This window comes from Nocardioides sp., from assembly GCF_030019515.1.
Lineage (GTDB): Bacteria > Actinomycetota > Actinomycetes > Propionibacteriales > Nocardioidaceae > Nocardioides.
In genome coordinates, this window is the sequence record NZ_JASEEQ010000014.1 from 99,357 (window position 1) to 123,994 (window position 24,638).

Here is a 24,638-nt window from a genome sequence, read left to right on the forward strand (position 1 = left end):
GCGCGCGGCCGCTGCTAGCGTCGGGACGAGAAACCGTCGCGTGAAGGAGTCGTCGTGAGCTCTACCCCGTTGAAGGTGGCCGTCACCGGCGCCGCCGGCCAGATCGGCTACAGCCTGCTGTTCCGTCTCGCGAGCGGGTCACTGCTCGGCGACCGTCCGATCGAGCTGCGCCTGCTGGAGATCACGCCGGCCCTCAAGGCGCTCGAGGGCGTCGTGATGGAGCTCGACGACTGCGCCTTCCCGAACCTCGCCGGCGTCGAGATCGGCGACGACGCCGAGAAGATCTTCGACGGCGTCAACCTCGCCCTGCTCGTCGGCGCGCGCCCGCGCGGTCCGGGCATGGAGCGCGGCGACCTGCTGTCCGCCAACGGCGCGATCTTCACCGCCCAGGGCAAGGCCCTGAACAACGTGGCCGCCGACGACGTCCGCATCGGCGTGACCGGCAACCCCGCGAACACCAACGCGCTGATCGCGATGACCAACGCCCCCGACATCCCGCAGGCCCGCTTCTCCGCGCTGACCCGCCTCGACCACAACCGGGCGATCTCGCAGCTGGCCGCGAAGACCGGCGCGCCGGTCACCGACATCAAGAAGATGACGATCTGGGGCAACCACTCCGCGACGCAGTACCCCGACCTGTTCCACGCCGAGATCGGCGGCCGCAACGCCGCCGAGGTCATCGGCGACCAGGACTGGATCGAGAGCACCTTCATCCCGACCGTCGCCAAGCGCGGCGCGGCGATCATCGAGGCTCGTGGCTCCTCCTCGGCCGCGTCGGCCGCCTCGGCGACCATCGACGCCGCCCACGACTGGCTGTTCGGCAGCGCCGACGCCGACTGGGTCTCGATGGCGGTCGTCTCCGACGGCTCCTACGGCGTCCCCGAGGGCCTGATCTCCTCGTTCCCGGTCACCACCAAGGACGGCGACTGGGAGATCGTCCAGGGTCTCGAGATCGACGACTTCTCGCGCGCCAAGATCGACGCCTCGACCGCCGAGCTCGCCGACGAGCGCGACGCGGTCAAGGAGCTCGGGCTCATCTGAGCAGGCCGGATCTGCAGCAACTCGGCCGAGTCAGCCCAGCAGGGACCTGACCTCGGCCGAGTCGTAGAACGGCGCGAGCCGGGCGCGGATGATCCGTTCCAGCTCGCCGGACTCGCGCAGCGCGGCCACGGCGTACGGCGCCGCCCGCACCACGTCGGCCACCACGTCGGCGCGCTCCAGGCCGAGCTCGTCGAGCAGCTCGGTCGGCGTGTAGCCGCCGAACCGCTCGAGCAGCCCGTCGACCGCGGCCTCGACCAGCCCGGCGGCCGGCTCCCCCGCTGCGGCGGTCGCGACCAGGTCGTGCACGGCGTCGACGAGCCCGGCGAGCTGCTCGCGGGTGACGCTGCGGCTCAGCCCCGAGATCGGCTCGTCCGCGGCCAGGTCCCAGACCTGCAGCACGGCCTCCCGGGTCGTCGGGTCTCGCACGGTCTCGACCAGGATCTTGTTGAGCCGGCCGACGGCGTAGGTGCCGCCCCGGCCGACCGTGTCGCCGATCAGCCCCTCGAACTGCTTGTCCGCCACGCCCATCACCTTCGAGGCGGCGCTGGTGCCGAACGACATCAGCGAGCCCAGGCCGGGCACCCGGTCGGCGACCGCCTTGTTGGCCTGCAGCACCTCGCCGACGATCCGGCCCATGAACCGCGAGGCGACGGTCCCGACCAGAGGGCTGGCGGTGAGCCGGTCCAGCCCCCGCTCGAGCACCGGGCTCAGCGCGATCAGCTGGTCGAGCAGCGCCTCGATCTGATCCCGCTCGACCAGCTCGCCGAGCAGGTGCTGCTCGACCGGCCCGTCGTGCGCGACGTCGGCGAGGACTTCGACGACCGCGCCGGCGGCGGCGCTGCCCGGGACCGTCTGCAGCAGCCGAGTCGCGGTCGCGGCGAGGGCGTCGCGGTCGACGAGGTCCGCGATCGGCTGCCCGGCGGATGCCGCGAGCAGATCCTCGGCGAGCCCGGCGACGGTCTCCGTCACCGCGTCGCCGCTCAGCCGGGCCAGGTGGTAGGCCACCTGGGCGTCGAGGAGCTGCTCGGCCAGGGCCGCGGCGGGGCTGGGGTCTGCGGTCACGGCCCGACGGTACGCGACGGTGCCGTTGGGGCGGCGCGGGCTACAGCGGCTGGTCGGGGATCGAGCCGGCGAGCAGGATCAGCGCGACGCCGACGCCGGCGAGCAGGAGGCAGTCCCACCAGCGCCGTCGTACGGCGAGCATGCCGGCGTCCCGCGCCGGCAGCACCGCCCGGACCACGGCTGCGAACAGCAGCGCGCCGGCGATCCAGCGGATGCCCTGGCGCCACGCGCCGGTGGTGATGATCCCGAACCCGATCGCGGTGACCGCGATGACCACGAGGTAGGACGCGCCGCCGATCGTGGAGGGATAGCGCCGACCCCGGTCCTCCGCGGAGGCGGGCTCCTCCTCGGGCAGTGGCTCGAGGTCGCTCACGAGTCCGTCTGCTCGGCCATCGCCACGATGTTGGAGAGCAGCATCGCCCGGGTCATCGGGCCGACGCCGCCGGGGTTGGGCGAGACCCAGCCGGCCACGTCCCACACCTCGGGGGCCACGTCCCCGGCCAGCTTGCCGTCGACGCGGGAGACCCCGACGTCGAGCACGGCCGCACCCGGCTTGACCATCGCGCCGGTCACGATGCCGGGCACGCCGGCCGCGGCCACCACGATGTCGGCGTTGCGCACGTGTGCGGCCAGGTCGCGGGTGCCGGTGTGGCACAGCGTCACCGTCGCGTTCTCGCTGCGGCGGGTCAGCAGCAGCCCGAGCGGGCGTCCGACGGTGACGCCACGGCCGACCACCGTGACCTCGGCGCCGGCGATCTCGACCCCGTGGCGGCGTAGCAGCTCGACGATGCCGTTGGGCGTGCACGGCAGCGGCGCGGCCTTGCCGAGCACCAGCCAGCCCAGGTTCGTCGGGTGCAGGCCGTCGGCGTCCTTGTCCGGGTCGACCATGCCGAGCACGCGGTTCTCGTCGCGGCCCTTGGGCAGCGGCAGCTGGACGATGTAGCCGGTGCAGGCGGGGTCCTCGTTGAGCACCCGGACGGCGTCCTCGATCTCCTCCTGGCTCGCGGTCGCGGGCAGGTCGATCCGGATCGACTCGATGCCGACCTCGGCACAGTCCTTGTGCTTGCCGTTGACGTACCACCGCGACCCGGGGTCGTCGCCCACGAGGATGGTGCCGAGCCCGGGCCGGATCCCGCGCTCGTGCAGCGCCGCGACCCGGGTCGTCAGCTCGCCCTTGATCGCCGCCGCGGTGGCGGTGCCGTCCAGCTTCTGTGCGGTCACGTGGTCATCCTCGTCGGTGGGGTCAGTGCGCGAAATGCCGGGTGCCGGTGAAGTACATGGTGACGCCGGCCGCCTTGGCCGCCTCGACCGTGAGCTCGTCGCGGACCGAGCCGCCGGGCTGCACGATCGCGGTGACGCCGGCGTCGATGAGGATCTGCGGGCCGTCCTCGAACGGGAAGAACGCGTCGGAGGCGGCGACCGAGCCCGCGGCCCGGTCCCCCGCCCGCGAGACGGCGAGCCGGCAGGAGTCGACCCGGTTGACCTGGCCCATGCCGATGCCGACCGAGGCGCCGTCCTTGGCGAGCAGGATCGCGTTGGACTTCGCGGCGCGGCACGCCTTCCAGGCGAACGCGAGGTCGGCGAGCACCGCCGCCGGGGCGGGCTCCCCCGCCGCCAGCGTCCAGGTCGACGGGTCGTCGCCGGGCGCGTCGACGTGGTCGCGCACCTGGACGAGCACGCCGCCGCTGACCTGGCGGAGCTCGGTCGAGCGCTCCTCGGCCGGGCCGTCGCAGCGCAGGATGCGGATGTTCTTCTTGCCCTGGAGCACCTCGACCGCGCCCTCGTCGTACGCCGGGGCGACGATCACCTCGGTGAACACGTCGGCCACCTGGCGGGCCATCTCGACCGAGACCGGCCGGTTGACGGCGATCACACCGCCGAAGGCGCTGACCGGGTCGCACTCGTGGGCGCGGCGGTGGGCCTCGGCGACGTCGGCGCCGACGGCGATCCCGCAGGGGTTGGCGTGCTTGATGATCGCGACGGCCGGCTCGTCGAAGTCGTACGCCGCCCGCCGGGCCGCGTCGGTGTCGACGTAGTTGTTGTAGGACATCTCCTTGCCGTGCAGCTGCTCGGCGCCGGCCAGGCCGCCCGTCGAGCCCGATGACTCGGTGTAGAGGGCCGCGTCCTGGTGCGGGTTCTCGCCGTAGCGGAGCACCGCGGACTTCGTCCAGGTCTCCCCCGCGAACGCCGGCCAGCCGTCCTCGGCGGGGACGTACGTCGAGGCGAACCAGCTCGCGACCGCGACGTCGTACGCCGCGGTGTGGGTGAAGGCCTCGGCGGCCAGCACCTTGCGCTGCTCGAGGGTGAAGCCGCCCTCGGCGACGGCCGCGAGCACGTCGGCGTAGCGCTCCGGGGAGGTCACGATCGCCACGGAGGGGTGGTTCTTCGCGGCCGCTCGGACCATCGAGGGACCACCGATGTCGATCTGCTCGACGCACTCGTCCGGGGTCGCCCCCGACGCCACGGTCTCGCGGAACGGGTAGAGGTTGGACACCACCAGGTCGAACGGCTCCACGCCGAGGTCGGCGAGCTGCTGGACGTGGGAGTCCAGGCGCCGGTCGGCGAGGATCCCGGCGTGCACGCGCGGGTGCAGCGTCTTGACCCGGCCGTCGAGGCACTCCGGGAAGCCGGTCAGCTCCTCGACCTTGGTGACCGGGAGCCCCAGGCCCTCGATCAGCCTCGCCGAGCCGCCCGTCGAGACCAGCTCGACGCCGGCGTCGTGCAGGCCCCGGACCAGGTCCTCGAGGCCGGTCTTGTCGTAGACGGAGAGGAGCGCTCGCCGGACGGCGACGCGGTGCTCGGGCGTGGACACAGGTTCGGACACGGAGAACTCCTGCTCGGAAGGGGGAGCACCCAGGCGGTCGATGCTCCGTGCGTCACTCCCCGGTGGTCACCCACCTGCGCCAGTCGTGTGCAGACCAGCATAGGACCGTCAGCCCTCGTCGCCGAACCGGGTGCGCCGGCCCTCGACGGTCCATCCGGCCCGGGCCATCCGGCCCACCGTGTCGACCAGCATCGCGCGCTCGGCGACCTTGATCCGCTCGTGCAGCGTGTCCGCGGTGTCGTCGTCCTCGACCGGCACCGCCCGCTGAGCGACGATCGGGCCGGTGTCGACCCCGGCGTCGACCACGAACAGCGTGCACCCGGTCACCTTGACGCCGTACGCGAGGGCGTCGGCCGGCCCGCGCATGCCGGGGAACGACGGGGACAGCGCGGGGTGGGTGTTGACGACCCGGCCGCCGAACCGGGTGAGGAACTCGGCACCCACCAGCTTCATGAAGCCGGCGAGCACGACCAGGTCGGGCTCGAAGCCGGCGACCGTGTCCGTGACGGCTCGGTCCCAGTGGTCGCGGCTGGTGAACTGCCCGACCTTCCGCACGAACGTCGGCACACCGGCCCGCTCGGCGCGGGCGAGGCCCTCGATGTCGTCGCGGTCGGCGCCGACGGCAACGACTCGGGCGCCGTACGACGGGTCCGCGCACGCGTCGAGCAACGCCTGGAGGTTGGTCCCGGACCCGGAGACGAGCACCACGAGACGAGCGGGGCGGCGTGGGGTCACACAGTGGATTCTAGGGAAGCGCTGCGATGGGCCCGACGCTGCCACCAGGTCATGAGAACGCCGCCGACCAGACCGCCCAGGCCGAAGGCGGTGATCGCGTGCACGAGCACGTCGAACGCGAACGGTCCGACCTCGCGCATCCGGCCCGGCCCGACGGCCCCCCCGGCCACGGCGGCGAGCAGCCCGAGCAGGAGACCGGCCAGCGCGCCGCCCACGCAGCCGCGCAGCGCGCCGTGGTCCCAGCGCAGGGTCGGGTAGCGGCGCTGCGACCGGGCCACCGCCGCGGCCGCGACCAGCGGCGGCAGCGCGAGGAGGTACGCCGTCCAGCCCGGCGTCGGGCCGTTCGCGGGCAGCGCGGCGAGCAGCGGGAACATCGGCAGCGGCCCGAGCGCGACGCCGGTCGGGGACACCAGCGTGTGGACGCCCACCGCGAAGCCCGGGCCGAGCAGGTAGGAGCCGGTGAACACCACCGCGTTGGGGACCAGGGTCGCGGTCAGGGCCGTGTAGACGGTGCCGTCACCGGCGCCCAGGTGCAGCCGGGACATCACGTTGGCCGCCGTACCGAGGTCGAGCGCGAACGCGACCAGGAAGACGGACGCGGAGAGCGCCAGGTAGCCGCCGAGGACCCGCAGGCACGCCGCGCCCGCGGCGCGCACCGACGCGGGGACGAACGCGGCCCAGATCGCCGCGCGTCCCGACCCGACCGAGATCGCGACCAGCCCGAACGTGGCGCACAGCAGCACCGACCAGCCGACCACCCGGGGCAGCGAGGGCGCGGTCTCGGCGGTGGCCGCGAGGCGGAACGTGACGAAGGCCACCAGCAGGTAGCCGGCGAGGAACGCGGCGGCCGCGGTCGGGACCGTCCAGTCGCGCTCCCCGTCGGCGATCCGGTCCGCGTCGGGACCGTGGCCGGACACCGAATCGCCGACGCGGTGCCCGAGACGCCACACGGCCCAGGCGGCGAGCGCGGTCAGGCCGAGGGGTACGACGCTCACCGCGACCCCGTCGACGTGGATACCGGAGCCGTGGGCCAGCAGCCAGCCGAGCGCCCCCACGCGGAGCCCGTCGCGTGGGGTTCCGTGCGCGCCCGCGTCAGCCAGGAACCAGCCCACGACTCCGACGGCCAGGCAGATCAGGAGGGTCGCCAGCGCCGCGCTCGCCCCGCCCAGCACCGCGACCAGGACCAGCGGCCGGCGGTGGCGAGGGTCCGAGCGGTCCGCGCCTGCGAGGCGGGCGGCGGCCGAGCCGGTGAGCAGCGAAGTCATGGCTCGGCCATCATCACCCGCCCCGGCGGGTCGGTCCGGGCTCCCACGCCGGTTCGGCTCAGATGTCCCGATCCGGCTACCGTGGACGACGCCATGAGGGACCCCGGTCAGTTCGACGAGTTCTACAAGGACGTCCGCACGCGCCTGCTGCTGCTGACGTACTGCCTGACCGGCGACCTCGGATCCTCCCGCGCCGCGGTCCGGGACGCGTTCGTGGTGGCCTCGCACCACTGGCGCAAGGTGTCCCGCCTGGAGGACCCGGAGGCCTGGGTCCGGGTCCGCGCCTGTGCGCACGCGCAGCGGCGCCACACCGCGAAGCTCTGGCACCGGGAGAAGGGCCTCGACCCCGAGGTGAAGGCCACCCTGGACGCGCTCGGCAAGCTGCCGCTCGTCCAGCGCAAGGTGCTGCTGCTGACCGAGCTGACCACGGCCTCGCTCGCCGAGATCGCCCGCGAGGCGAGCCTGCCCCGCCAGGACGCCGAGCGCGAGCTGCAGACCGCGACCGCCCAGCTCGCCATGCTGCGCGAGGTGCCGACCACGAGCATCCGCACCCTCTTCGACCCGATCCGCCTGCACGTCGAGGACGGCCGCTGGCCCCGGGCCACGATCATCCGGCGCTCCGGCGCGGCGCGGCGTCGGACCCACACGGTGATCGGCGTCGCCGCCACGGTCGCCGCGCTGGTCGTCACCGGCACCCTCGTCACCGACGCGGGCGGCGTGCGCCCGACGCTCGCCGGCGAGCGGATGGAGGCCCCTCAGAGCCACAAGCCGTCCGGCTCACCCACCCCGGACCCGGTCGCCGTGCCCGAGGACACCCTCCTCACCGCCGAGCAGGTCGGATCCCAGGTGCCCGGCTCGGGCTGGGCGGTCACCCGCACCGACGACAACTCCGCCGGCGACGGCCTGGTGATGCCCTGCCAGGCCGGTCGGTACGCCGACCCACGCGGCACCGCGGCCCTGGTGCGGGTCTTCGAGTCCTCGGGCAAGGGCTCGGCCGAGGCCGTCCAGGCCACCCAGGCGTCCGCGACGAAGAAGGCAGCGGAGCGCGGCTTCCGGACCGCACTCTCCTGGTTCGCCGGCTGCGCCGACCAGCGCTCCCAGCTGCTCGAGACCCGCGAGGTGGCCGGTGTCGGCGACGAGGCGATGCTCGTGGTGCTCCGCACCTGGGACGAGCCCGGCTCCACTGTCGTCGCGGGCGTCGCGCGCACCGGGCGGCTCACGACCGCCGTCGTCAGCCGCTCCCCGCTCGGCCGGGGGCCGAAGCTGACCAGGTCCGCCGCCCTGCTCGGGTCCGCGGTGACCGAGCTCTGCGGCCGCACCGGCGCCGGGGCCTGCTCCGCGGACCCCCGCCTGAGGACGGTGGCACCGGTCCCGGTCGCCACCGTGCCCGGCATGCTCGCCGAGGTCGACCTGCCACCGGTCGGGAAGGTACGCCGGCCCTGGGTCGGCACCGAGCCGCGTCAGGCCCGCGACAACGCGGCCGCGACCGGGTGCGACCGGACCGACTTCAGCGCCAAGCCGATGACGAACGACGCGACCCGCACGTTCCTGGTGCCCGGCGCGAACCTGCGCGACGAGTTCGGCCTGACCGAGACGGTCGGCACCCTCCCCGAGCGGCGGGCCGCGGGCTTCGTCGACGACGTCCGCGACCGGCTGGCGAGCTGCTCGAAGAAGCAGATGGGCACCGATGTCGACCGGATCCGCCACCTCGAGGCCAAGCACCGCGACCTGACGATCTGGCGAGTGACCACGGAGATCAGCGACCAGCGGTCGGTGAGCTACCTGATGGGCATCGTCCGCGACCGGACCTCCGTCGCACAGGTCGGCTTCGTCCCCGACCCGGCCGGCGGGATGTCCGCCGACGCCTTCGTCGCCCTGGTCGACCGCGCGCTCGCGCGGCTCGACGCGATGCCGCGCCCCTAGCCAGGACCCTGCCGGCTGACCTGCGCAGAAATCCTCCCTGAGCGTGCAACCGTGGTGCGCGGTGAGGCGTATCCCTTCCGACTCGGCACCGAGCCGAGCCGCACACAGACGGGAACCCAGGGTCGATGGACGAGCTCGAGTTCGACGAGTTCTACAGCGCGTCGTTCCAGCGCGTCGTCGGCCAGGTCTACGCGATGATCGGCAACCGGGACGAGGCACAGGAGTGCGTCCAGGAGGCCTTCGCGCGGGCCTGGGCCCACCGGCGCAAGCTGGACCGCGCCGAGCACCCCGAGGCGTGGGTGCGGACCACGGCGTACCGCCTCGCGGTGAGCCGCTGGCGCCGTACGACGCGGGCCCGCAGGCCGGTCGACCGGGCGCTCGGCGCGCCGACCGAGACGGCGCCGCCGAACGAAGCGCACGTCGCGCTGGTGGCCGCGCTCAAGCAGCTGCCCGAGGCGCAGCGGCAGGCGCTCGTCCTGCACCACATCGCCGATCTCCCCGTCCACGACGTCGCCCGTGAGGTCGGCGTCCCCGAGGGCACCATCAAGGCCCGGCTCAGCCGCGGCCGCGCGGCGCTCGCCGCGATGCTCGCCGACGAAGGACCCGGCGGTTTCCAGGAAGGAGCGAGCCATGCGTGACCCGATCGAGGAGCTCGAGAACTTCACCGTCCCAGGACCGCCCATGACTCCCCTGCCCGCCGCCGAGGTGCGCCGACGCGGCAACCGCATCCGGCGCCGCAACACGGCGCTCGCCGGTGCCGCCGCCGTCGCCGTCCTCGCTGCGATCGTCACGCCGGTCGCGCTGCTGGCCGGCGACCAGCAGGACCGCGACATCCAGCCCGCCCCCGCTCCCGAATGGCACCAGACCGTGCCCGACGGCTTCCCGCTGGCGAACGGCCTGTTCGGCGACCCGCCGGTCACCGAGAAGTCCGGCGTCGACGACATCGTGCTGTGCGGGACGACCGCCTGGTCGCCCGACGGCCCCGTGTCCACCGCCGACCTCGCCGGCGCCCGCTTCGAGGAGAACGAGGCCTACCTCGGCCGCACGCTCGCCCTGTACGCCGACGGCGCCGCCGCCGAGCAGGCCCTCGGCTCGCTCCGCTCCGCCGTGGCGGACTGCCCGCGCGACGAGAACGGCAGCGGGCTGCCGCTGATCCAGGAGACGGTCCCGGTCGACCTCGGGCAGGACGGCTTCGCCTTCATCCAGCGCTCGAAGGACGGCGACCTCCTCGCCGAACTCACCCTCTGGGAGGTCGTCCGGTCCGGCAACGCGCTCTACGTCGACACCTCCTACGGCGCCGCCGGCGACGACCAGGCGGTGACGACGGCGATCTCGAACATGACCCACCGCTCCGAGGCGGTCCGCGCCCAGCTGTGCGTGTTCTCCGCCGACCCGTGCGCGCAGCCGGGGGGCGAGTCCGAGTAACCCGGCCCGCGCCCGGGTCGCCGGCCGCGGCCTCCACAGAGTGCGGTGTCTGGGATCAACCTGGTTCATCCCAGGCACCGCACTTTCCGACGCACCCCCGTGCGCGGGTGGATCAGAGCGAGGCGAGGACCTCACGCATGATCGCGGCGGTCTCGGACGGCGTCTTGCCGACCTTCACGCCGACGGCCTCGAGGGCCTCCTTCTTCGCCTGCGCGGTGCCGGAGGAGCCGGAGACGATGGCGCCGGCGTGGCCCATGGTCTTGCCCTCGGGCGCGGTGAAGCCGGCGACGTAGCCGACGACCGGCTTGGTCACGTGCTCCTTGATGTACGCCGCGGCCCGCTCCTCGGCGTCGCCGCCGATCTCGCCGATCATCACGATCGCCTTCGTGTCCGGGTCGGCCTCGAACGCCGCGAGGGCGTCGATGTGGGTGGTGCCGATGATCGGGTCGCCGCCGATGCCGATGGCGGTCGAGAAGCCGTGGTCCCGCAGCTCGTACATCATCTGGTAGGTGAGCGTGCCGGACTTCGACACCAGGCCGACCGGGCCGGAGCCCGCGATCGTGGCGGGCGTGATGCCGGCCAGCGACTCGCCCGGCGTGATGACGCCGGGGCAGTTCGGGCCGATCATCCGGGTGCCGCCCGTGTTCGCGGGGCTCTGCAGGTACGCGAACACCTCGGCGGTGTCCTGCACGGGCACGCCCTCGGTGATGACGACGAGCAGGCCGATGCCGGCGTCGATGGCCTCGATGCAGGCGTCCTTGGTGAAGGCCGGGGGGACGAACACGACCGACACGTCGGCGCCGGTCTCGGCCATCGCCTCCTTCACCGTGCCGAACACGGGCAGGTCCTTGCCGCCCAGCTCGATCGAGGTGCCGGCCTTGCGGGCGTTCACGCCGCCGACGATGTTGGATCCCGCCTCGACCATGAGGGTGGTGTGCTTGGAGCCCATGCCACCGGTCATGCCCTGGACGATGATCTTGGAGTCCTTGTTCAGGTAGATCGACATTGGTTCGTGGTCTCCAGTCTCAGGCGTTCGCGAGCTCGGCGGCCTTGTCGGCCGCGCCGTCCATGGTGTCGACCATGGTCACCAGGGGGTGGGCGGCCTCGTTGAGGATCCGCCGGCCCTCGTCGACGTTGTTGCCGTCGAGCCGTACGACGAGCGGCTTGGTGGCCTCGTCGCCGAGGATGTTCAGGGCGCCGACGATGCCGTTGGCGACCTCGTCGCAGGCGGTGATCCCGCCGAACACGTTCACGAACACGGCCTTGACCTGCTCGTCGCCGAGGATCACGTGCAGGCCGTCGGCCATCACCTGGGCGTTGGCGCCGCCGCCGATGTCGAGGAAGTTCGCGGGCTTGACCCCACCGTGCTTCTCCCCGGCGTAGGCGACCACGTCGAGCGTGGACATGACCAGGCCGGCGCCGTTGCCGATGATGCCGACCGAGCCGTCGAGCTTGACGTAGTTGAGGCCCTTGTCCTTGGCGACGGACTCGAGCGGGTCCTCCTCCTCGCGGATCACGAAGGACGCGTGGTCCTCGTGGCGGAACTCGGCGTTCTCGTCGAGCGACACCTTGCCGTCGAGCGCCTCGAGCCTGTCGCCGGCCAGCCGCGCGAGCGGGTTGACCTCGACCAGCGTGGCGTCCTCCGCCACGAAGACCTTCCACAGCGCGAGCACGGTCTGCACGGCCTGCTCGGTCAGCGCCTCGGGGAACTTCGCGTCGGCGACGATCTCGCGGGCCTTGGCCTCGTCGACGCCGGTGCCCGGGTCGATCGGGATCTGGCGCACGGCGTCGGGGTTGGTCTTGGCGACCTCCTCGATCTCCACGCCGCCCTCGACGCTGGCGATGCACAGGTAGCGACGGTTGGCCCGGTCGAGGAGGAAGGAGAAGTAGTACTCCTCCTCGATGCTGGCGGCGGGAGCGATGAGCACGCGGTTCACGCGGAGGCCCTTGATCTCCATGCCGAGGATCGCCTCGGCGTGCGTGCGAGCCTCCTCGGGCGTCTTGGCGAGCTTCACGCCGCCCGCCTTGCCGCGGCCACCGGCCTTCACCTGCGCCTTGACCACCACGACACCCAGCTGCTCAGCAGCGGCCTGGGCCTCGTCGGGGGTGTGGGCGACGATGCCGAGAGTGACCGGTACGTCGTGCTTGGCGAAGAGCTCCTTCGCCTGGTACTCCATCAGATCCACTGATCCACCATGTTCCTCTGTCGGAGCGGGCGGACGCATTTGACGTCCGCGCGCCGCTGGGATGTCGCTCGGGTGTCCTCGGGCACCCTAGTCCGCACCCCGCGCGTACGACGAGAGCGGCCGGACGTGACGCATGGCATACGACTCGTCGGTAACCTCAGTCGGCGAAGTGCTCCGCGACCCAGCCGGTGATCTCACCGGTCGTCGCGCCCGGGGTGAAGACCTTGGCGACGCCGAGCTCCTCGAGCACCGGGATGTCGTCCTCGGGGATGATCCCGCCCCCGAAGACCACGATGTCGGCGGCGTCCCGCTCCCGGAGCAGCTCGAGCAGCCGGCGGAACAGCGTCATGTGCGCCCCGGAGAGCACCGAGAGCCCGATCAGGTCGGCGTCCTCCTGGATCGCGGTCTCGACGATCTGCTCCGGCGTCTGGTGCAGCCCGGTGTACACGACCTCGTGGCCCGCGTCGCGCAGCGCGCGTGCGACGATCTTGGCGCCCCGGTCGTGACCGTCGAGGCCGGGCTTCCCGACCACGATCCGGACCCGCGGCGGGGTGGTGACCGGGCTCTCCGTGGGCGTGGTCGACGTCATGGCCGCAGGCTAACCCACTCGCGGGCCGGGGTGACCCTGACCACGTCCCTCCCCGATTCCGGGGCGAAACGGGTTCAGGTACCCGCCCGACTTGCCGAAGATTCCCCAGAAGGTTTCTCGCGCCCGTGATCTTTCCGTTACAGTCGGGCGTCGCCGTCTGAACCCCGAGCAGCGGAGAACTTATTCATGGGCAACCACCGAGCGGAACGTCGCGGCCCCAGCCGCCGTCCGTCGGATCTCCCGACCCCGCTCGAGGCCGTGACCCCGGTCGCCGTCGGCGGCAAGCGCCGGGCGACCCCGCCGGCCAAGGCCCCGAAGCTCCTGAAGACCGCGAAGCCTCCCAAGACCATGAAGGCCCGCCCGGCGGTGAGCGACACGCCGGGTGGTCGTGTCCACCGCCACTCCGCCCCCCGCGGGTCGCTCTTCCGCGGCCTCCCCTCGCCGCCGATCCTGCTCGGTGTCGCCGCGCTCGCGATCTCCGCGGGCGGAGCCCTCACGGCCGCGAACGGCGGGCTCGGCGAGGACGCCGCCCGGTTCACCCAGGCGAGCGCGCTCAGCGGCGCCAGCGACGTCTCCCGGGTCAGCCTGCTCGACCGCGGCACGATCAGTCGTGACTCCCGCCGGGATGCCCTCGAGGATCGCGCCGACGCGAAGCTCGTCGCGCAGGCCGAGGACCAGGCCCGCCAGCGCGACGCCGCGCTCGCGAAGCTGACCGCCCTCGCCCAGCAGCAGGCCGACAAGCTCCGGCTCAACCAGTGGGTGCTGCCCGTCTCCGGCTACCACCTGACCGCCGGCTTCGGCGAGTACAGCGGCCTGTGGTCGCACTACCACACGGGCCTGGACTTCGCGGCGCCCAGCGGCACCCCCATCGTGGCGATCGCCAACGGCGTGGTCACCTCCGTCGGCTACGACGGCGCGTACGGCAACAAGACCGTCATCACGCTCGACGACGGCACCGAGCTGTGGTTCTGCCACCAGACGTCGTACACCGTCAGCGAGGGCCAGGAGGTCCGGGCCGGCGACCTGATCGGGTACGTCGGCTCCACCGGCAACGTGACCGGCCCGCACCTGCACCTCGAGGTCCGCCCCGGCGCCGGCGACCCCGTCGACCCGTACCAGGCGCTCGTGGTCCACGGGCTCACGCCCTGACGCGCTAGAGCTTCTCTACCGGCGCATACCTGAGCAGCAGCCGCTTGACGCCCTCGGAGCCGAAGTCGATCGAGGCGACGGCCTTCTCGGCGACCCCCTCGAGGGCGACGACGGTACCCATGCCGAACGAGTCGTGCAGCACCCGGTCGCCGGGCTCGAGGCTGGGGATCTCGCGGGCCGGCTTGGCGCGGGCCGCGGCGTCGGCTCGGACGGCGGCGGCGGAGAAGTTCCGGCGGCCGGCCGCGGTCGGGGACCCGAGCCGGGCGGCGGAGCCGCTCGCGAGGTCGGGCCGGCCCCACCGGGTCTGGGCGGCCTCGGTGCGCCGCCAGTCGACCAGGTCCACCGGCAGCTCGTCGAGGAAGCGCGACCCGGGGTTGTGCGAGGGTGCGCCCCACGCCGAGCGGACCACGGCCCGGGAGACGTAGAGGCGCTCGCGCGCCCGGGTGACCCCGACGTACGCCAGCCGGCGCTCCTCCTCGAGCTCGTCATGGTCGCCGAGCGAGCGGGAGTGCGGGAACACGCCGTCCTCGAGCCCGGTGAGGAACACGACGGGGAACTCCAGCCCCTTCGCGGTGTGCAGGGTCATCAGCGTGACGACCCCGGCGTCCTCCGGGTCGTCGTCGGGGATCTGGTCGGCGTCGGCGACCAGCGCGACCCGCTCGAGGAAGTCGGCGAGGCCGGGCGCGAGCGTGCCCGCGTCGACGTCCGAGGGGTCGGCGGACGGGCCGGCGACGGGGTCGTCGGCGAACTCGCGCGCGACCGCGACGAGCTCGGCGAGGTTCTCCAGCCGGGTCTCGTCCTGCGGGTCGTCGCTCTCCTCGAGCGCGGTGAGGTACCCCGAACGGGCCAGCGCGGTCTCCAGGATCACGTCGGGGCGCTCTGCGCCGTCGACCATCGACTGGAGCTCCTCGATCATCGCGACGAAGCCCTGGATCTGGGTCAGCGACCGGGTGGCGAGGCCGGGGGCGTCCTGGGCGCGGCGCAGCGCCTCCCAGAACGTGGTCCGGTCGCGCTCGGCGAGCGCGTTGACGCACGCGACCGCCCGGTCGCCGATGCCCCGCTTGGGCGTGTTCAGGATCCGGCGCAACGAGACCTGGTCGGCGGGGTTGACCAGCAGCCGGAGGTAGGCGAGCGCGTCGCGGACCTCGCGCCGCTCATAGAACCGGACGCCGCCGACCACCTTGTAGGGCATGCCGAGGCGGATGAAGATCTCCTCGAACACGCGGGACTGGGCGTTGGTGCGGTAGAAGACCGCGACGTCCCCGGGCCGGTAGGCCTTCGCGTCGGTGAGCCGGTCGATCTCCTCGGAGACGAACCGGGCCTCGTCGTGCTCGTCGTCGGCGACATACCCGACGATCCGCTCGCCGTCACCGGCGTCGGACCACAGCCGCTTGGGCTTGCGCGCCTGGTTGTGGCCGATCACGGAGTTCGCGGCGGTCAGGATGGTCTGCGTGGAGCGGTAGTTCTGCTCGAGCATGATCGAGGTGGCGTTCGGGAAGTCCTGCTCGAAGTCGAGGATGTTGCGGATGTTCGCGCCCCGGAACGCGTAGATCGACTGGTCCGCGTCACCGACGACCATCAACTCCGCGGGAGCGACGCGCTCGGCGGACGGGTCGACCTCCTCCATCCGGTCGGCGCAGAGCTGGTGGATGAAGGCGTACTGCGCGTGGTTGGTGTCCTGGTACTCGTCGACGAGCACGTGCCGGAACCGACGCCGGTAGGTCTCGCGGACCTCGGGGAGCTGTTGGAACAGGTGCACCGTGAACATGATCAGGTCGTCGAAGTCGAGCGCGTTCGCCTGGAGCAGCCGCCGCTGGTAGGTGGTGTACGCCGCGGCGTACGTCTCCTCGAGGCGGTTGCGCGCGTCCTTGGCCGCCTCGTCCGGGTCGCGCAGCTCGTTCTTCTGGTTGGACACCCAGTGCAGCAGCGCGCCGGGCTGGTAGCGCTTCGGGTCGAGGTCCAGGTCGTTGCAGACCAGCGTCATCAGCCGCTTCTGGTCCGCGGCGTCGTAGATCGAGAAGTTGGACTTGAACCCGCCCCCGTCGAAGCGGAGCGCGTCGATCTCCTTGCGGAGGATCCGCACGCACGCGGAGTGGAACGTCGAGACCCACATGATCCGGGCCCGCCTGCCGACCAGGTCCTCGACCCGCTCCTTCATCTCGGCGGCGGCCTTGTTCGTGAACGTGATCGCCAGGACCGACCCGGGGTGGGCCCTGCGCTCGGAGATCAGCCAGGCGATCCGGCGGGTCAGCACCCGGGTCTTGCCCGAGCCCGCGCCGGCCACGACCAGCAGCGGCGCGCCCTCGTGGACGACCGCGGCGCGCTGCGGCTCGTTGAGCCCCTCGAGCAGCTCCTCGCGGGTGGGTCCGCGGCGGGTCGGCTCCGGCCCGTCGGGGGCGGGGGTGGCGGGCATGCCGGGCAAGGGGATCGAGATGCTCATGCTGCCGGCCAGCCTACGTGCCGGGACCCTCGTCTCAGGCGACGACCGTCACCACCGACAGGGTGCCGCTGCCGTAGCCCGCGATCTCGAGGGTCACGTCCTCACGCACGCCCGGCGTCGCCGCGCACGCCGCGATCTGCGGGGGCAGCGGGTCCTGCGGGGCGAACGTCGCCGAGAGCCGCTGGTGCACCCCGCCGCTGTCGCCGATCGGCGCCGCGAGCACGTTGAGGATCTCCGAGACGTTCTCGAACAGGTTGTCGGGCAGGAAGCCGTCCTCGACGGCGGCATCCGCACCGCCCCTGGGGATCAGCGCGAGAGCGGCGCCGGCGTACGCCGCCAGCGGCAGGTCCATCACCGCGACCGTGGCCAGGTTGTGCTGCGGGTCGACGTACGCCGCGACCACCGGGCGGGGCGGGTCGAGGGTGATCGGGGACCCGTCGCTCACGGTGACATCGCGGCCGAGCAGGCCCTCGAAGACGTCCTTGATCAGCTTGCGGTCCGGGAGGCTCATCGTCGGCCCCTCAGCCCAGCATGCCGACGAGCGCGGACTCGAAGTGCTCGGGGGTGAACGGCTTGGCGATCAGGAAGAGCGCGCCCGCTGCCGCGGCGGTCTCGCGCATCTCCTCGGAGCCCTCGGACGTGACGAACCCGAACGGGACGGCGTTGCCGCTGCCGCGCAGGTCGCGGAGCAGCTCGATCCCCGTCTTGTTCGGCATGTTCCAGTCCGAGAGGACGAGGTCGGGACGCTCCGTGGCGACCTTGTCGAGCGCGTCGGCACCGTCCGTGGCCTCCACGAAGTCGTGGTGCCCGAAGCCGGCCTGGCGCATCGTGCGCAGCACGATCTGGCGCATCACGCGACTGTCGTCGGCGATGATGATCTTCATGGTCGAGTGCTCTCCTCGTTGTGTGTGGGGGGTGGGGGTCAGGAGTCCCCGGCGAGCTCGGCGTCCGGCACGATCTGGACGTGGACCGGGTTGCCCCGCCAGGACACCACGAGGCTCTCCTCGGAGGACCGCGGTGAGGCGCTCGCGCGGACGCCCGGCAGGCCGAGCGTCATCGAGCCGCCGATGGCGCCCTTGACGCTGCCACCGACGACGTTGAGCACCTCCCCGACGGCGTCGTGGACGTCCGGCTCGTCGACCGGCTCGTCCGGGCCGATGCCCAGCAGGGCGCCCGCGATCTGGGTCGCGACCGCGCTGTCACAGGTCAGCAGCAACCGGCCGTTCCAGCCGCCACGGATCTCGATGTGAGCCTGGAGCCCGGTCTCGAACTCCGCGGGCACGCCGGTGGGCCAGGGATCGGCGGCCTCGAAGAGCATCGAGCCCCAGACCTGCTCGATGGCGGCATGGACCAGAGCCTGGTCGGGCGCGCTGTAGGTGGTCATACGAGGTCTCCTACGGTGGTCGGGGTCAGCCCGAGCAGGTCGAGCTTCTCCACGAGGGCGTCGCCCGTGAACGGCTTGATGAGGTACTCGTGCGCCCCTGCGGCCAGGGCCCGCACGATCCGGTCCTGCTCGCTCTCGGTGGTGACCATCATCAAGGTGATGGCCCGCCACGCTGCCCGCTTGCGGACCTCGGTGATGAACGTGAGACCGTCCATCACGGGCATGTTCCAGTCCACGCAGGCCAGCACGGGCAGGTCCCCGTCGTGGGCGGCGAGGACGTCGAGCGCCTCCTGGCCGTCACCGGCCTCGAGGATCTCGAAGCCGGCATCGACCAGGATGCGGCCGACGATCCGCCGCATCGCTCGTGAGTCGTCGACAATCAGGGCACGCATGTGCGCTGTTCCTCTCTGATCCGGTACACGGAGGATCGTCCGGCCGGTACTCGTTCCCAGGCGTCGTCGACGCCCATGGTCATCTCGGCCGCCCCGAGGAAGAGGTGGCCGTCGGGTGCCATCACCTGCCGGACGCGACGCAGGATGTCGCGCTTGGTCGCCAGGTCGAAGTAGATGAGCACGTTGCGCAGGAAGACCACGTCGAACTTCCCCAACGGGGGGAAGGGACGCACCAGGTTGAGCTCGCGGAACTGCACCTGCGAGGTGAGCGCGGGACTGATCCGCCAAGCCAGGCCTGCGCGTTCGAAGTGCCGGACGAGGGTGGTCGCGGGCAGGCCGCGGTTGACCTCCAGCTGGGAGTACTCGCCCTTGCGCGCCCGGTCGAGCATCTCCTGGGAGAGGTCGGTGGCGAGCATGTCGACCTTCCACCCCGAGAGCTCCGGGGTGTCCTGCGCCGTCATCAGGATGCTGTACGGCTCCTGACCACTGGAGCAGGCCGCAGCCCAGACGCGGATCTCGCGCTTGCTGCGGGTCTTCGCGAGAGCCGGGAAAACCGACTGCCGCAGCGTGGTGAACGGGTCGGTGTCCCGGAACCACGACGTCTCGTTGGTGGTGAGCGCCTCGACCACGAGCCGCAGCGTCGAGGGGTTGCGGCGGGTGGCGAGGTCGGCGACGAACGCGTCCACGCTCGCGTGCCCGCTCTGGCGGGCAAGCGGCACCAGCCGGGACTCGACGAGGTACTCCTTGCCCGGCTCGAGGACGATCGCGCTCTCCGCACGCACCAGCTCGCGGACGAACGTGAAGGCGTCGTGCCCGATGCTCATGACAGCGCTCCTGCCGGGACGGGGGTCGGACGTTGGCGCGCGAGGCGGCGCAGGATCTCTGGCCCGAGGTCGAGGAGCGGCAGCACCTGCTCGGCCAGGCCCGCGGTGGCGACCGCCCCCGGCATCCCCCAGACCACGGACGTGACCTGGTCCTGGGCCAGGACGCTGCCGCCTCGCTCGACGATCAGCCTCGCGCCCTTGCAGCCGTCGGACCCCATGCCGGTCAGCACGACGGCGAGGACGGCCGGTCCGACAGCGGCGACCGCGCTGCGGAACAGCACGTCGACGGCCGGCCGGCAGTAGTTCTCGGGTGGCGCCTGGGTGAGGCGAGTGCGCAGGCCGGCGGCGTCGGCGGCGACCTCGAGGTGGTAGTCACCGGGCGCGATCACCACGGTGCCGGGGCGCAGGGGCCGGCCGTGCTCGGCCTCGACGACCTCGAACGGCAGCTGCCGGTCCAGGCGGGCGGCGAACTGGCGGGTGAACAGCGGGGGCATGTGCTGCACGACCGCGACCGGGACCGCGAGCGGCGGCAGCGTGTGCAGGAGAGCGCTGAGAGCCTCCGGGCCACCGGTCGAGCTGCCGATCACCAGTACGCGGTGCCCCCCGGGCGGGGGCGTCGCCGCAGGGCGCAGCTGCATGGCAGCGGTCGGCGCGACCGTGACGCCGGCCGGGTGGGGGGTGCTGCCGCGGCGCGGCACCAGCGACTTGATCCGCGGGATCAGCGCCTCACGGACCTGCTCCATCGAGCGGCCCACGCTGCCGACGTTCGCCGGCTTCGGCACGTAGTCCGAGGCGCCCGCAGCGAGGGCGTCCAGGGTCGCGACCGCGCCGCGCTCGGTGAGCGTGCTGAACATGATGATCGGGACCCGGTTGCCGGTCGCGCGGATCTCGCGCACGGACTCGATGCCGTTCATCTCCGGCATCTCGATGTCCATCGTCACCAGGTCCGGCTTGAGCTGCGCGACCTTCTGCACCGCCGCCCGGCCATTGACGGCCGTCCCGACGACCTCGATGTCGGGGTCGACGGAGAGAAGGTCGGACACCAGCTTGCGGATGACCACGGAGTCGTCGACCACGAGCACCCTGATACCCGGCATGGGCGTCCTTTCCTCCTGTCCGCCAGGCGGCGGACGTAGTGACCATCGGCGGCAGCACCGGATACCTAAGGAGTGCTCACACCCGACCTGGCTCAGGCTCCGAAGACGGGGCCCTCGCCGTAGACCAGGTGCCACGGGCGCAGCAGCACCGCGGACGCCGTGGCGGGGAGCAGATCGGCGATCACCACCGCCTGCAGGACGCCGGAGATCGCGTTCCAGACGCCGTACGCCGCGTCTCGCGCGGTGAGTCCGGCGAGCTGGAAGGCGATCACGCCGGCGAGCTGGGCGTCGCACGCGAGCCGCAACCGGTCGGCCATCGAGACCGCCCAGCTCGCCTGGTGCATGGCCGGCGCCCACTCGGCGGTGCGCAGCCGGTTCTCGTCGACGACCCGGCGCCACGCGGCCCGGATCTCCTCGTCGCCGTCAGCGAGCCGGCCGAGCACCCGGTCGAGGCGTCCCATCCCCGTCGAGGCCGTCTCGTCGCGGGTGGGCAGGTCGGCGCGCAGGAACGGCGCGACCATCGCACGACGTACCCCCGGATCCAGCCGGTCCCCGAGGAAACCGCTGACCGCCGCGTCGGACAGCACGTCCGCGGCCGCCGAGGCGACCGGGTCCTGGACGCTCATCGGGCCCGCGTGGATCCAGGTCCAGTCCAGGAGCTCGTGCCGGACGAAGTGGTCCAGGGCGTGGGTGTCGCCGAGCAGGCTGGTCTCGAGGCGACGCAGGAGTGTGGACGCCCCGGTCGTGACGGCCTCCTCGACGGCCGCGCCCGCCAGGGGAAGCACCGAGCGGACGGTCGCCGCCCGCTCGTCGGCACGCGCCGCGACCCGCAGCCAGCCGCTCCGAGCGACCGCCCCCGGGTGCTGGTCGGCCCAGGCGCCCAGGTCCGCGACGTCCGCGGTCAGCGCCGTCCGCAGCACGGCGGCCGCCTGCCGGCCGCGGGCGAGCCGCGCGAGGTCGAAGCCGAGCGCGTGCCCGCCCACGAGGGAGTACGGCATCGCGTCACTCCCCTCTCCGAGCGGTCGGAACGAGTCCAGGTCAGGCGGTGAACCCGGCCACCCCGGCCCGCAGCTCGCTCGCCATGCGGGCCAGGTCGTCCACGGCGGAGCGAGCCTGGGCCAGAGCCTCGGTGGTGCTGTCGGCCGCGGCGGAGACACCGGAGATGTTGGTGGCGATCTCGCCGGAGCCGGTGGAGGCCTCCGCGACGTTGCGCGACATCTCGTTGGTCGTGGCCGTCTGCTCCTCGACCGCCGATGCGATCGTGAGCTGGTAGTCGTTGATCGAGGCGATGATCGAGGAGATCTGCCCGATCGCCTCCACCGCGCCCCCGGTGTCGGCCTGGATGGCCTCGACCCGGCTCGCGATGTCCCCGGTCGCCCGCGCGGTCTCCTGGGCCAGCTCCTTGACCTCGTTCGCGACCACCGCGAAGCCCTTGCCGGCCTCCCCGGCACGCGCCGCCTCGATCGTCGCGTTCAGCGCCAGCAGGTTCGTCTGCTCCGCGATCGAGGTGATCACCTTGACCACGTTCCCGATCTCCTGGCTCGAGGCCCCCAGCTTGCCCACCGTCTCGTTGGTGGACTCCACCATCGACACGGCCTGCGACGCCACCCGCGCGGCCTCGTTCGCCGAGTGCGCGATCTCCCGGATCGAGGCACCCATCTGCTCGGAGCCCGCGGCGACGGTCTGCACGTTGCGCGAGACCTCCTCTGCCGCACCGGCCACCACCCCCGCCTGCACCGAGGTCTCCTCCGCACCCGCCGCGATCTGCTGCGAGGACGCGGACAGCTCCTCCGACGCAGCAGCCACCGCATCCGCCGAGTCCAGGACCGTGCTGAGCAGCTGGCGCAGATGGGCGCTCGCCGTGTCGAGGCTGGCCGCCATCTTGCCCACCTCGTCGCGGGACTCCACGTCCGCGCGCTGGGTCAGGTCACCCCCGGCGAGCGAGTCCGCCACATGCTTGACCTTCGCGATCCCCCGGGCGATGGCCGCTGCCACGAGCCAGCCGAGCCCGAGCGCTGCCAGCACGCCGACGACGAGCATGAGGATCGACAGGTTGCGGCTGCTCACGTAGGAGGAATGCACCTCGGCCGCGGCTGCGTCGGCCTGGTCGACCTCCACCTGCTGGAGCGTCGCGATGTCAGAGGTGATCGAGTCAGTGATCGGCTTGACCTGGGTGTCATTGGCCTGGAGCCAGGCTTCCGTGTCGTCACCGAGCGTGAGCGGTCGCATCACGGTCTGCTGGAGCTCGAGGTAGGCGTCCACCGAGGACCTGAGCCGGTCGAAGACTTTCCGGGTCGCGGGGTCGAGGCTGCCTGCACCGAGGTACCTCGCCGCGGCCGCGTCGAACGCGTCCGCCCCCTCCTGCATCTTGGTCAGCGCCTGCTGGGAGTCCTCCGCGGTGAGTGCGATCACCCCGTCGCGGGCCTTCATGCGCATCTCCTGGATCGCGCTCTCCATCGCGGTGGCGGCCTCCACACCCACGAGGTTCTCCGTGGAGATCGCATCGGCGCGTTCGGCGCTCCCGGCCAGCGCTCGCAGACCCACGAGCCCGACCACGACTGCCACGAGTGCGGCGACCGAGATCGCGGCAAGCACCTTGACGCGGATGCTTCGATCGGTGAACCAGCGCAGCTGGCGGCGGGTGGTGGTCGTGGTGGTCATCGTGGTCCTCGTGGTCATCGTGGTGATCGCTCTGGTCGGGTTGGGTGCTCAGCGGCGGAAGCGGGTGACCTCGCTGCGCAGGTCCTGGGACATACGGGCGAGCTCCTCGATCGCGGTGAGCGTCTGGTTGACCGCCTGGGTCGTGGTGTCGGCGGCGGCAGCGACGCCCGAGATGTTCGTCGCGATCTCACCCGACCCGGTGGACGCCTCCGCGACATTGCGCGACATCTCGTTGGTCGTCGCGGTCTGTTCCTCGACCGCCGAGGCGATCGTCAGCTGGTAGTCGTTGATCGAGGCGATGATCGCCGAGATCTGCCCGATCGCCTCCACCGCACCACCGGTATCGGCCTGGATCGCCTCCACCCGCCGCGCGATGTCCTCGGTCGCCCGCGCCGTCTCCTGCGCCAGCTCCTTGACCTCGTTGGCCACCACCGCGAACCCCTTGCCCGCCTCACCAGCACGAGCCGCCTCGATCGTCGCGTTCAACGCCAACAGGTTCGTCTGCTCCGCGATCGAGGTGATCACCTTGACCACGTTCCCGATCTCCTGGCTCGACGTCCCCAGCTTGCCCACCGTCTCGTTCGTCGACTCCACCATCGACACCGCCTGCGAAGCCACCCGTGCCGCCTCGTTCGCCGAGTGCGCGATCTCCCGGATCGACGCCCCCATCTGCTCCGAGCCGGCCGCCACCGTCTGCACGTTGCGCGAGACCTCCTCCGCAGCACCAGACACCACACCGGCCTGCACCGAGGTCTCCTCAGCACCCGCCGCGATCTGCTGCGACGACGCGGACAGCTCCTCCGACGCAGCAGCCACCGCATCCGCCGAGCCCACCACGGCGCCGATGATGCCGCCGACCGAGTCGATCGAGACGTTGAGGGACCGCTCGAGCTCGCCGAGCTCGGCAGCGGACCGCTCCTCGGCACGCTGGGTCAGGTCGCCCGCGGCGAAGCCCTTCAGCACGTCGATGCTGCGCCGCAGCGGCACGGTGATCGATCGTCCGATCAGCCAGGCGACCAGCGACATGACGATCATGCCGATCGTGCCGATGACGAGCAGCAGGACCGTCGCGCGGCCACGGGCCGCGTCTGCAGCCGAATCCTGTGCGTCGCCCGCAGCCTCGACCTTCTCGATCGCGGCGGAGAGCAGCACGTCCATATTGTCGTTGGCGGCCTGCACGTCCTCGACGTTGACCCGCGCGGCGTTCTGGTCCCGGATCGCCCCGTCGACGAAGTCCCCGATCGCGGTCTCGTAGTCGGTCCAAGCCTGGTCGAACTCGGGGGTCGTGATCGACAGGCCGAGCGCGTCGATGTCGCCCACGATCTGGTCGATCGTCGCGATGTCGTCGACGACGTCCTGGGCGATCGCCTCGTTGTCGGAGTACGCGACGGCCTTCAGCCCGTCGACCTTGAGCTCGGCCGAACGGGTGTCGAGGTGGTAGAGGTACGCGCGGGCATCCTGGTACTTCGCGCTCTCGTGGACGTCGTTGTCGATCGCGCGGAGAGCCAGGAGCGCGGTGCCGCCGACGACGGCACCGGCGACGACGCCGATCCCGACGATCGCTGCGAGACGACGGCCGACGGTCAGGGTGATGGGTGAGTTCATGAGCGGACCTTCGGGGAGAAGTGGAATGGAAGGCGA

At 72.2% G+C, this 24,638-nt stretch carries 24 protein-coding genes; 5 read left to right on the top strand and 19 right to left on the bottom strand.

Going from position 1 to position 24,638, the window contains the following annotated elements; genetic code table 11:
* Positions 1-54: 54 nt before the first annotated feature.
* Positions 55-1,041, top strand: coding sequence for a malate dehydrogenase (locus tag QMC84_RS18320; RefSeq protein WP_300377213.1), 987 nt, complete (start codon positions 55-57; stop codon positions 1,039-1,041).
* Between the two features lie 30 nt (positions 1,042-1,071).
* Here the strand turns inward: QMC84_RS18320 and QMC84_RS18325 are convergent, their stop codons facing one another.
* The 6 genes from QMC84_RS18325 to QMC84_RS18350 form a co-directional block, all read right to left on the bottom strand.
* Entirely contained in the window at positions 1,072-2,103 is a 1,032-nt protein-coding gene (locus QMC84_RS18325; protein WP_300377215.1) for a hypothetical protein, read from the bottom strand.
* Between the two features lie 40 nt (positions 2,104-2,143).
* Complete coding sequence (locus tag QMC84_RS18330) at positions 2,144-2,476, bottom strand: DUF3017 domain-containing protein (RefSeq protein WP_300377217.1); 333 nt, start codon at positions 2,474-2,476, stop codon at positions 2,144-2,146.
* Positions 2,473-3,324 carry a bifunctional methylenetetrahydrofolate dehydrogenase/methenyltetrahydrofolate cyclohydrolase gene (locus QMC84_RS18335; RefSeq protein WP_300377219.1) on the bottom strand — a complete coding sequence of 284 codons (852 nt, stop codon included), beginning with the start codon at positions 3,322-3,324 and terminating at the stop codon, positions 2,473-2,475. Before QMC84_RS18335 ends, QMC84_RS18330 begins: the two co-directional genes overlap by 4 nt.
* Positions 3,325-3,346: 22 nt before the next feature.
* A complete protein-coding gene (purH, locus tag QMC84_RS18340; RefSeq protein WP_300377221.1) occupies positions 3,347-4,927 on the bottom strand; it encodes a bifunctional phosphoribosylaminoimidazolecarboxamide formyltransferase/IMP cyclohydrolase in 1,581 nt (526 codons plus the stop codon).
* A 108-nt stretch (positions 4,928-5,035) separates the two neighbouring features.
* The gene (gene purN / locus QMC84_RS18345; RefSeq protein WP_300377223.1) at positions 5,036-5,662 is read right to left on the bottom strand and encodes a phosphoribosylglycinamide formyltransferase; all 627 of its coding nucleotides are present in this window, start codon (positions 5,660-5,662) and stop codon (positions 5,036-5,038) included.
* Positions 5,659-6,927, bottom strand: coding sequence for a DUF6350 family protein (locus QMC84_RS18350; protein ID WP_300377225.1), 1,269 nt, complete (start codon positions 6,925-6,927; stop codon positions 5,659-5,661). Before QMC84_RS18350 ends, purN begins: the two co-directional genes overlap by 4 nt.
* Before the next feature lie 93 nt (positions 6,928-7,020).
* On the opposite strand from QMC84_RS18350, the gene QMC84_RS18355 reads away from it, so the two are divergent.
* From QMC84_RS18355 to QMC84_RS18365, 3 genes are all read left to right on the top strand, one after another.
* Positions 7,021-8,850: a hypothetical protein gene (locus tag QMC84_RS18355; RefSeq protein WP_300377227.1), complete on the top strand. Its 1,830-nt coding sequence runs from the start codon at positions 7,021-7,023 to the stop codon at positions 8,848-8,850.
* A 125-nt stretch (positions 8,851-8,975) separates the two neighbouring features.
* A complete protein-coding gene (locus QMC84_RS18360; RefSeq protein WP_300377229.1) occupies positions 8,976-9,488 on the top strand; it encodes a SigE family RNA polymerase sigma factor in 513 nt (170 codons plus the stop codon).
* On the top strand, positions 9,481-10,275 hold the full coding sequence (locus QMC84_RS18365) for a hypothetical protein (RefSeq protein ID WP_300377231.1): 795 nt from the start codon (positions 9,481-9,483) through the stop codon (positions 10,273-10,275). The genes QMC84_RS18360 and QMC84_RS18365 overlap by 8 nt, the downstream gene beginning before the upstream one ends.
* 112 nt (positions 10,276-10,387) lie before the next feature.
* On the opposite strand, the gene sucD is transcribed toward QMC84_RS18365, so the two are convergent.
* From sucD to QMC84_RS18380, 3 genes are all read right to left on the bottom strand, one after another.
* The gene (sucD, locus tag QMC84_RS18370; RefSeq protein WP_300377233.1) at positions 10,388-11,281 is read right to left on the bottom strand and encodes a succinate--CoA ligase subunit alpha; all 894 of its coding nucleotides are present in this window, start codon (positions 11,279-11,281) and stop codon (positions 10,388-10,390) included.
* Positions 11,282-11,300: 19 nt separating this feature from the next.
* On the bottom strand, positions 11,301-12,461 hold the full coding sequence (sucC, locus tag QMC84_RS18375) for an ADP-forming succinate--CoA ligase subunit beta (RefSeq protein WP_300377235.1): 1,161 nt from the start codon (positions 12,459-12,461) through the stop codon (positions 11,301-11,303).
* 157 nt (positions 12,462-12,618) lie between these two features.
* Positions 12,619-13,050, bottom strand: a complete 432-nt coding sequence (locus QMC84_RS18380; protein WP_300377236.1) for a cobalamin B12-binding domain-containing protein — start codon at positions 13,048-13,050, stop codon at positions 12,619-12,621.
* A 186-nt stretch (positions 13,051-13,236) separates the two neighbouring features.
* Here QMC84_RS18380 and QMC84_RS18385 point away from each other — a divergent pair, with 186 nt between their 5' ends.
* Entirely contained in the window at positions 13,237-14,199 is a 963-nt protein-coding gene (locus tag QMC84_RS18385) for a M23 family metallopeptidase (RefSeq protein ID WP_300377238.1), read from the top strand.
* A 4-nt stretch (positions 14,200-14,203) separates the two neighbouring features.
* On the opposite strand, the gene pcrA is transcribed toward QMC84_RS18385, so the two are convergent.
* From pcrA to QMC84_RS18435, 10 genes are all read right to left on the bottom strand, one after another.
* A complete protein-coding gene (gene pcrA / locus QMC84_RS18390) occupies positions 14,204-16,612 on the bottom strand; it encodes a DNA helicase PcrA (protein WP_300377294.1) in 2,409 nt (802 codons plus the stop codon).
* 61 nt (positions 16,613-16,673) lie between these two features.
* The gene (locus tag QMC84_RS18395) at positions 16,674-17,150 is read right to left on the bottom strand and encodes a hypothetical protein (protein WP_300377240.1); all 477 of its coding nucleotides are present in this window, start codon (positions 17,148-17,150) and stop codon (positions 16,674-16,676) included.
* Positions 17,151-17,160: 10 nt separating this feature from the next.
* Positions 17,161-17,523: a response regulator gene (locus tag QMC84_RS18400; RefSeq protein WP_300377242.1), complete on the bottom strand. Its 363-nt coding sequence runs from the start codon at positions 17,521-17,523 to the stop codon at positions 17,161-17,163.
* A 38-nt stretch (positions 17,524-17,561) separates the two neighbouring features.
* A complete protein-coding gene (locus tag QMC84_RS18405; protein ID WP_300377244.1) occupies positions 17,562-18,023 on the bottom strand; it encodes a chemotaxis protein CheX in 462 nt (153 codons plus the stop codon).
* Positions 18,020-18,415: a response regulator gene (locus QMC84_RS18410; protein ID WP_300377246.1), complete on the bottom strand. Its 396-nt coding sequence runs from the start codon at positions 18,413-18,415 to the stop codon at positions 18,020-18,022. Before QMC84_RS18410 ends, QMC84_RS18405 begins: the two co-directional genes overlap by 4 nt.
* On the bottom strand, positions 18,403-19,239 hold the full coding sequence (locus QMC84_RS18415) for a protein-glutamate O-methyltransferase CheR (protein ID WP_300377248.1): 837 nt from the start codon (positions 19,237-19,239) through the stop codon (positions 18,403-18,405). Before QMC84_RS18415 ends, QMC84_RS18410 begins: the two co-directional genes overlap by 13 nt.
* Positions 19,236-20,336 carry a chemotaxis response regulator protein-glutamate methylesterase gene (locus QMC84_RS18420; protein WP_300377250.1) on the bottom strand — a complete coding sequence of 367 codons (1,101 nt, stop codon included), beginning with the start codon at positions 20,334-20,336 and terminating at the stop codon, positions 19,236-19,238. The genes QMC84_RS18415 and QMC84_RS18420 overlap by 4 nt, the downstream gene beginning before the upstream one ends.
* A 92-nt stretch (positions 20,337-20,428) precedes the next feature.
* Positions 20,429-21,334, bottom strand: coding sequence for a hypothetical protein (locus QMC84_RS18425; protein ID WP_300377252.1), 906 nt, complete (start codon positions 21,332-21,334; stop codon positions 20,429-20,431).
* A gap of 40 nt (positions 21,335-21,374) precedes the next feature.
* Positions 21,375-23,015 (bottom strand): methyl-accepting chemotaxis protein, encoded by a 1,641-nt coding sequence (locus QMC84_RS18430; RefSeq protein ID WP_300377254.1) that lies wholly within the window; start codon positions 23,013-23,015, stop codon positions 21,375-21,377.
* Positions 23,016-23,045: 30 nt separating this feature from the next.
* Positions 23,046-24,602, bottom strand: a complete 1,557-nt coding sequence (locus QMC84_RS18435) for a methyl-accepting chemotaxis protein (protein ID WP_300377256.1) — start codon at positions 24,600-24,602, stop codon at positions 23,046-23,048.
* Positions 24,603-24,638: the final 36 nt, after the last annotated feature.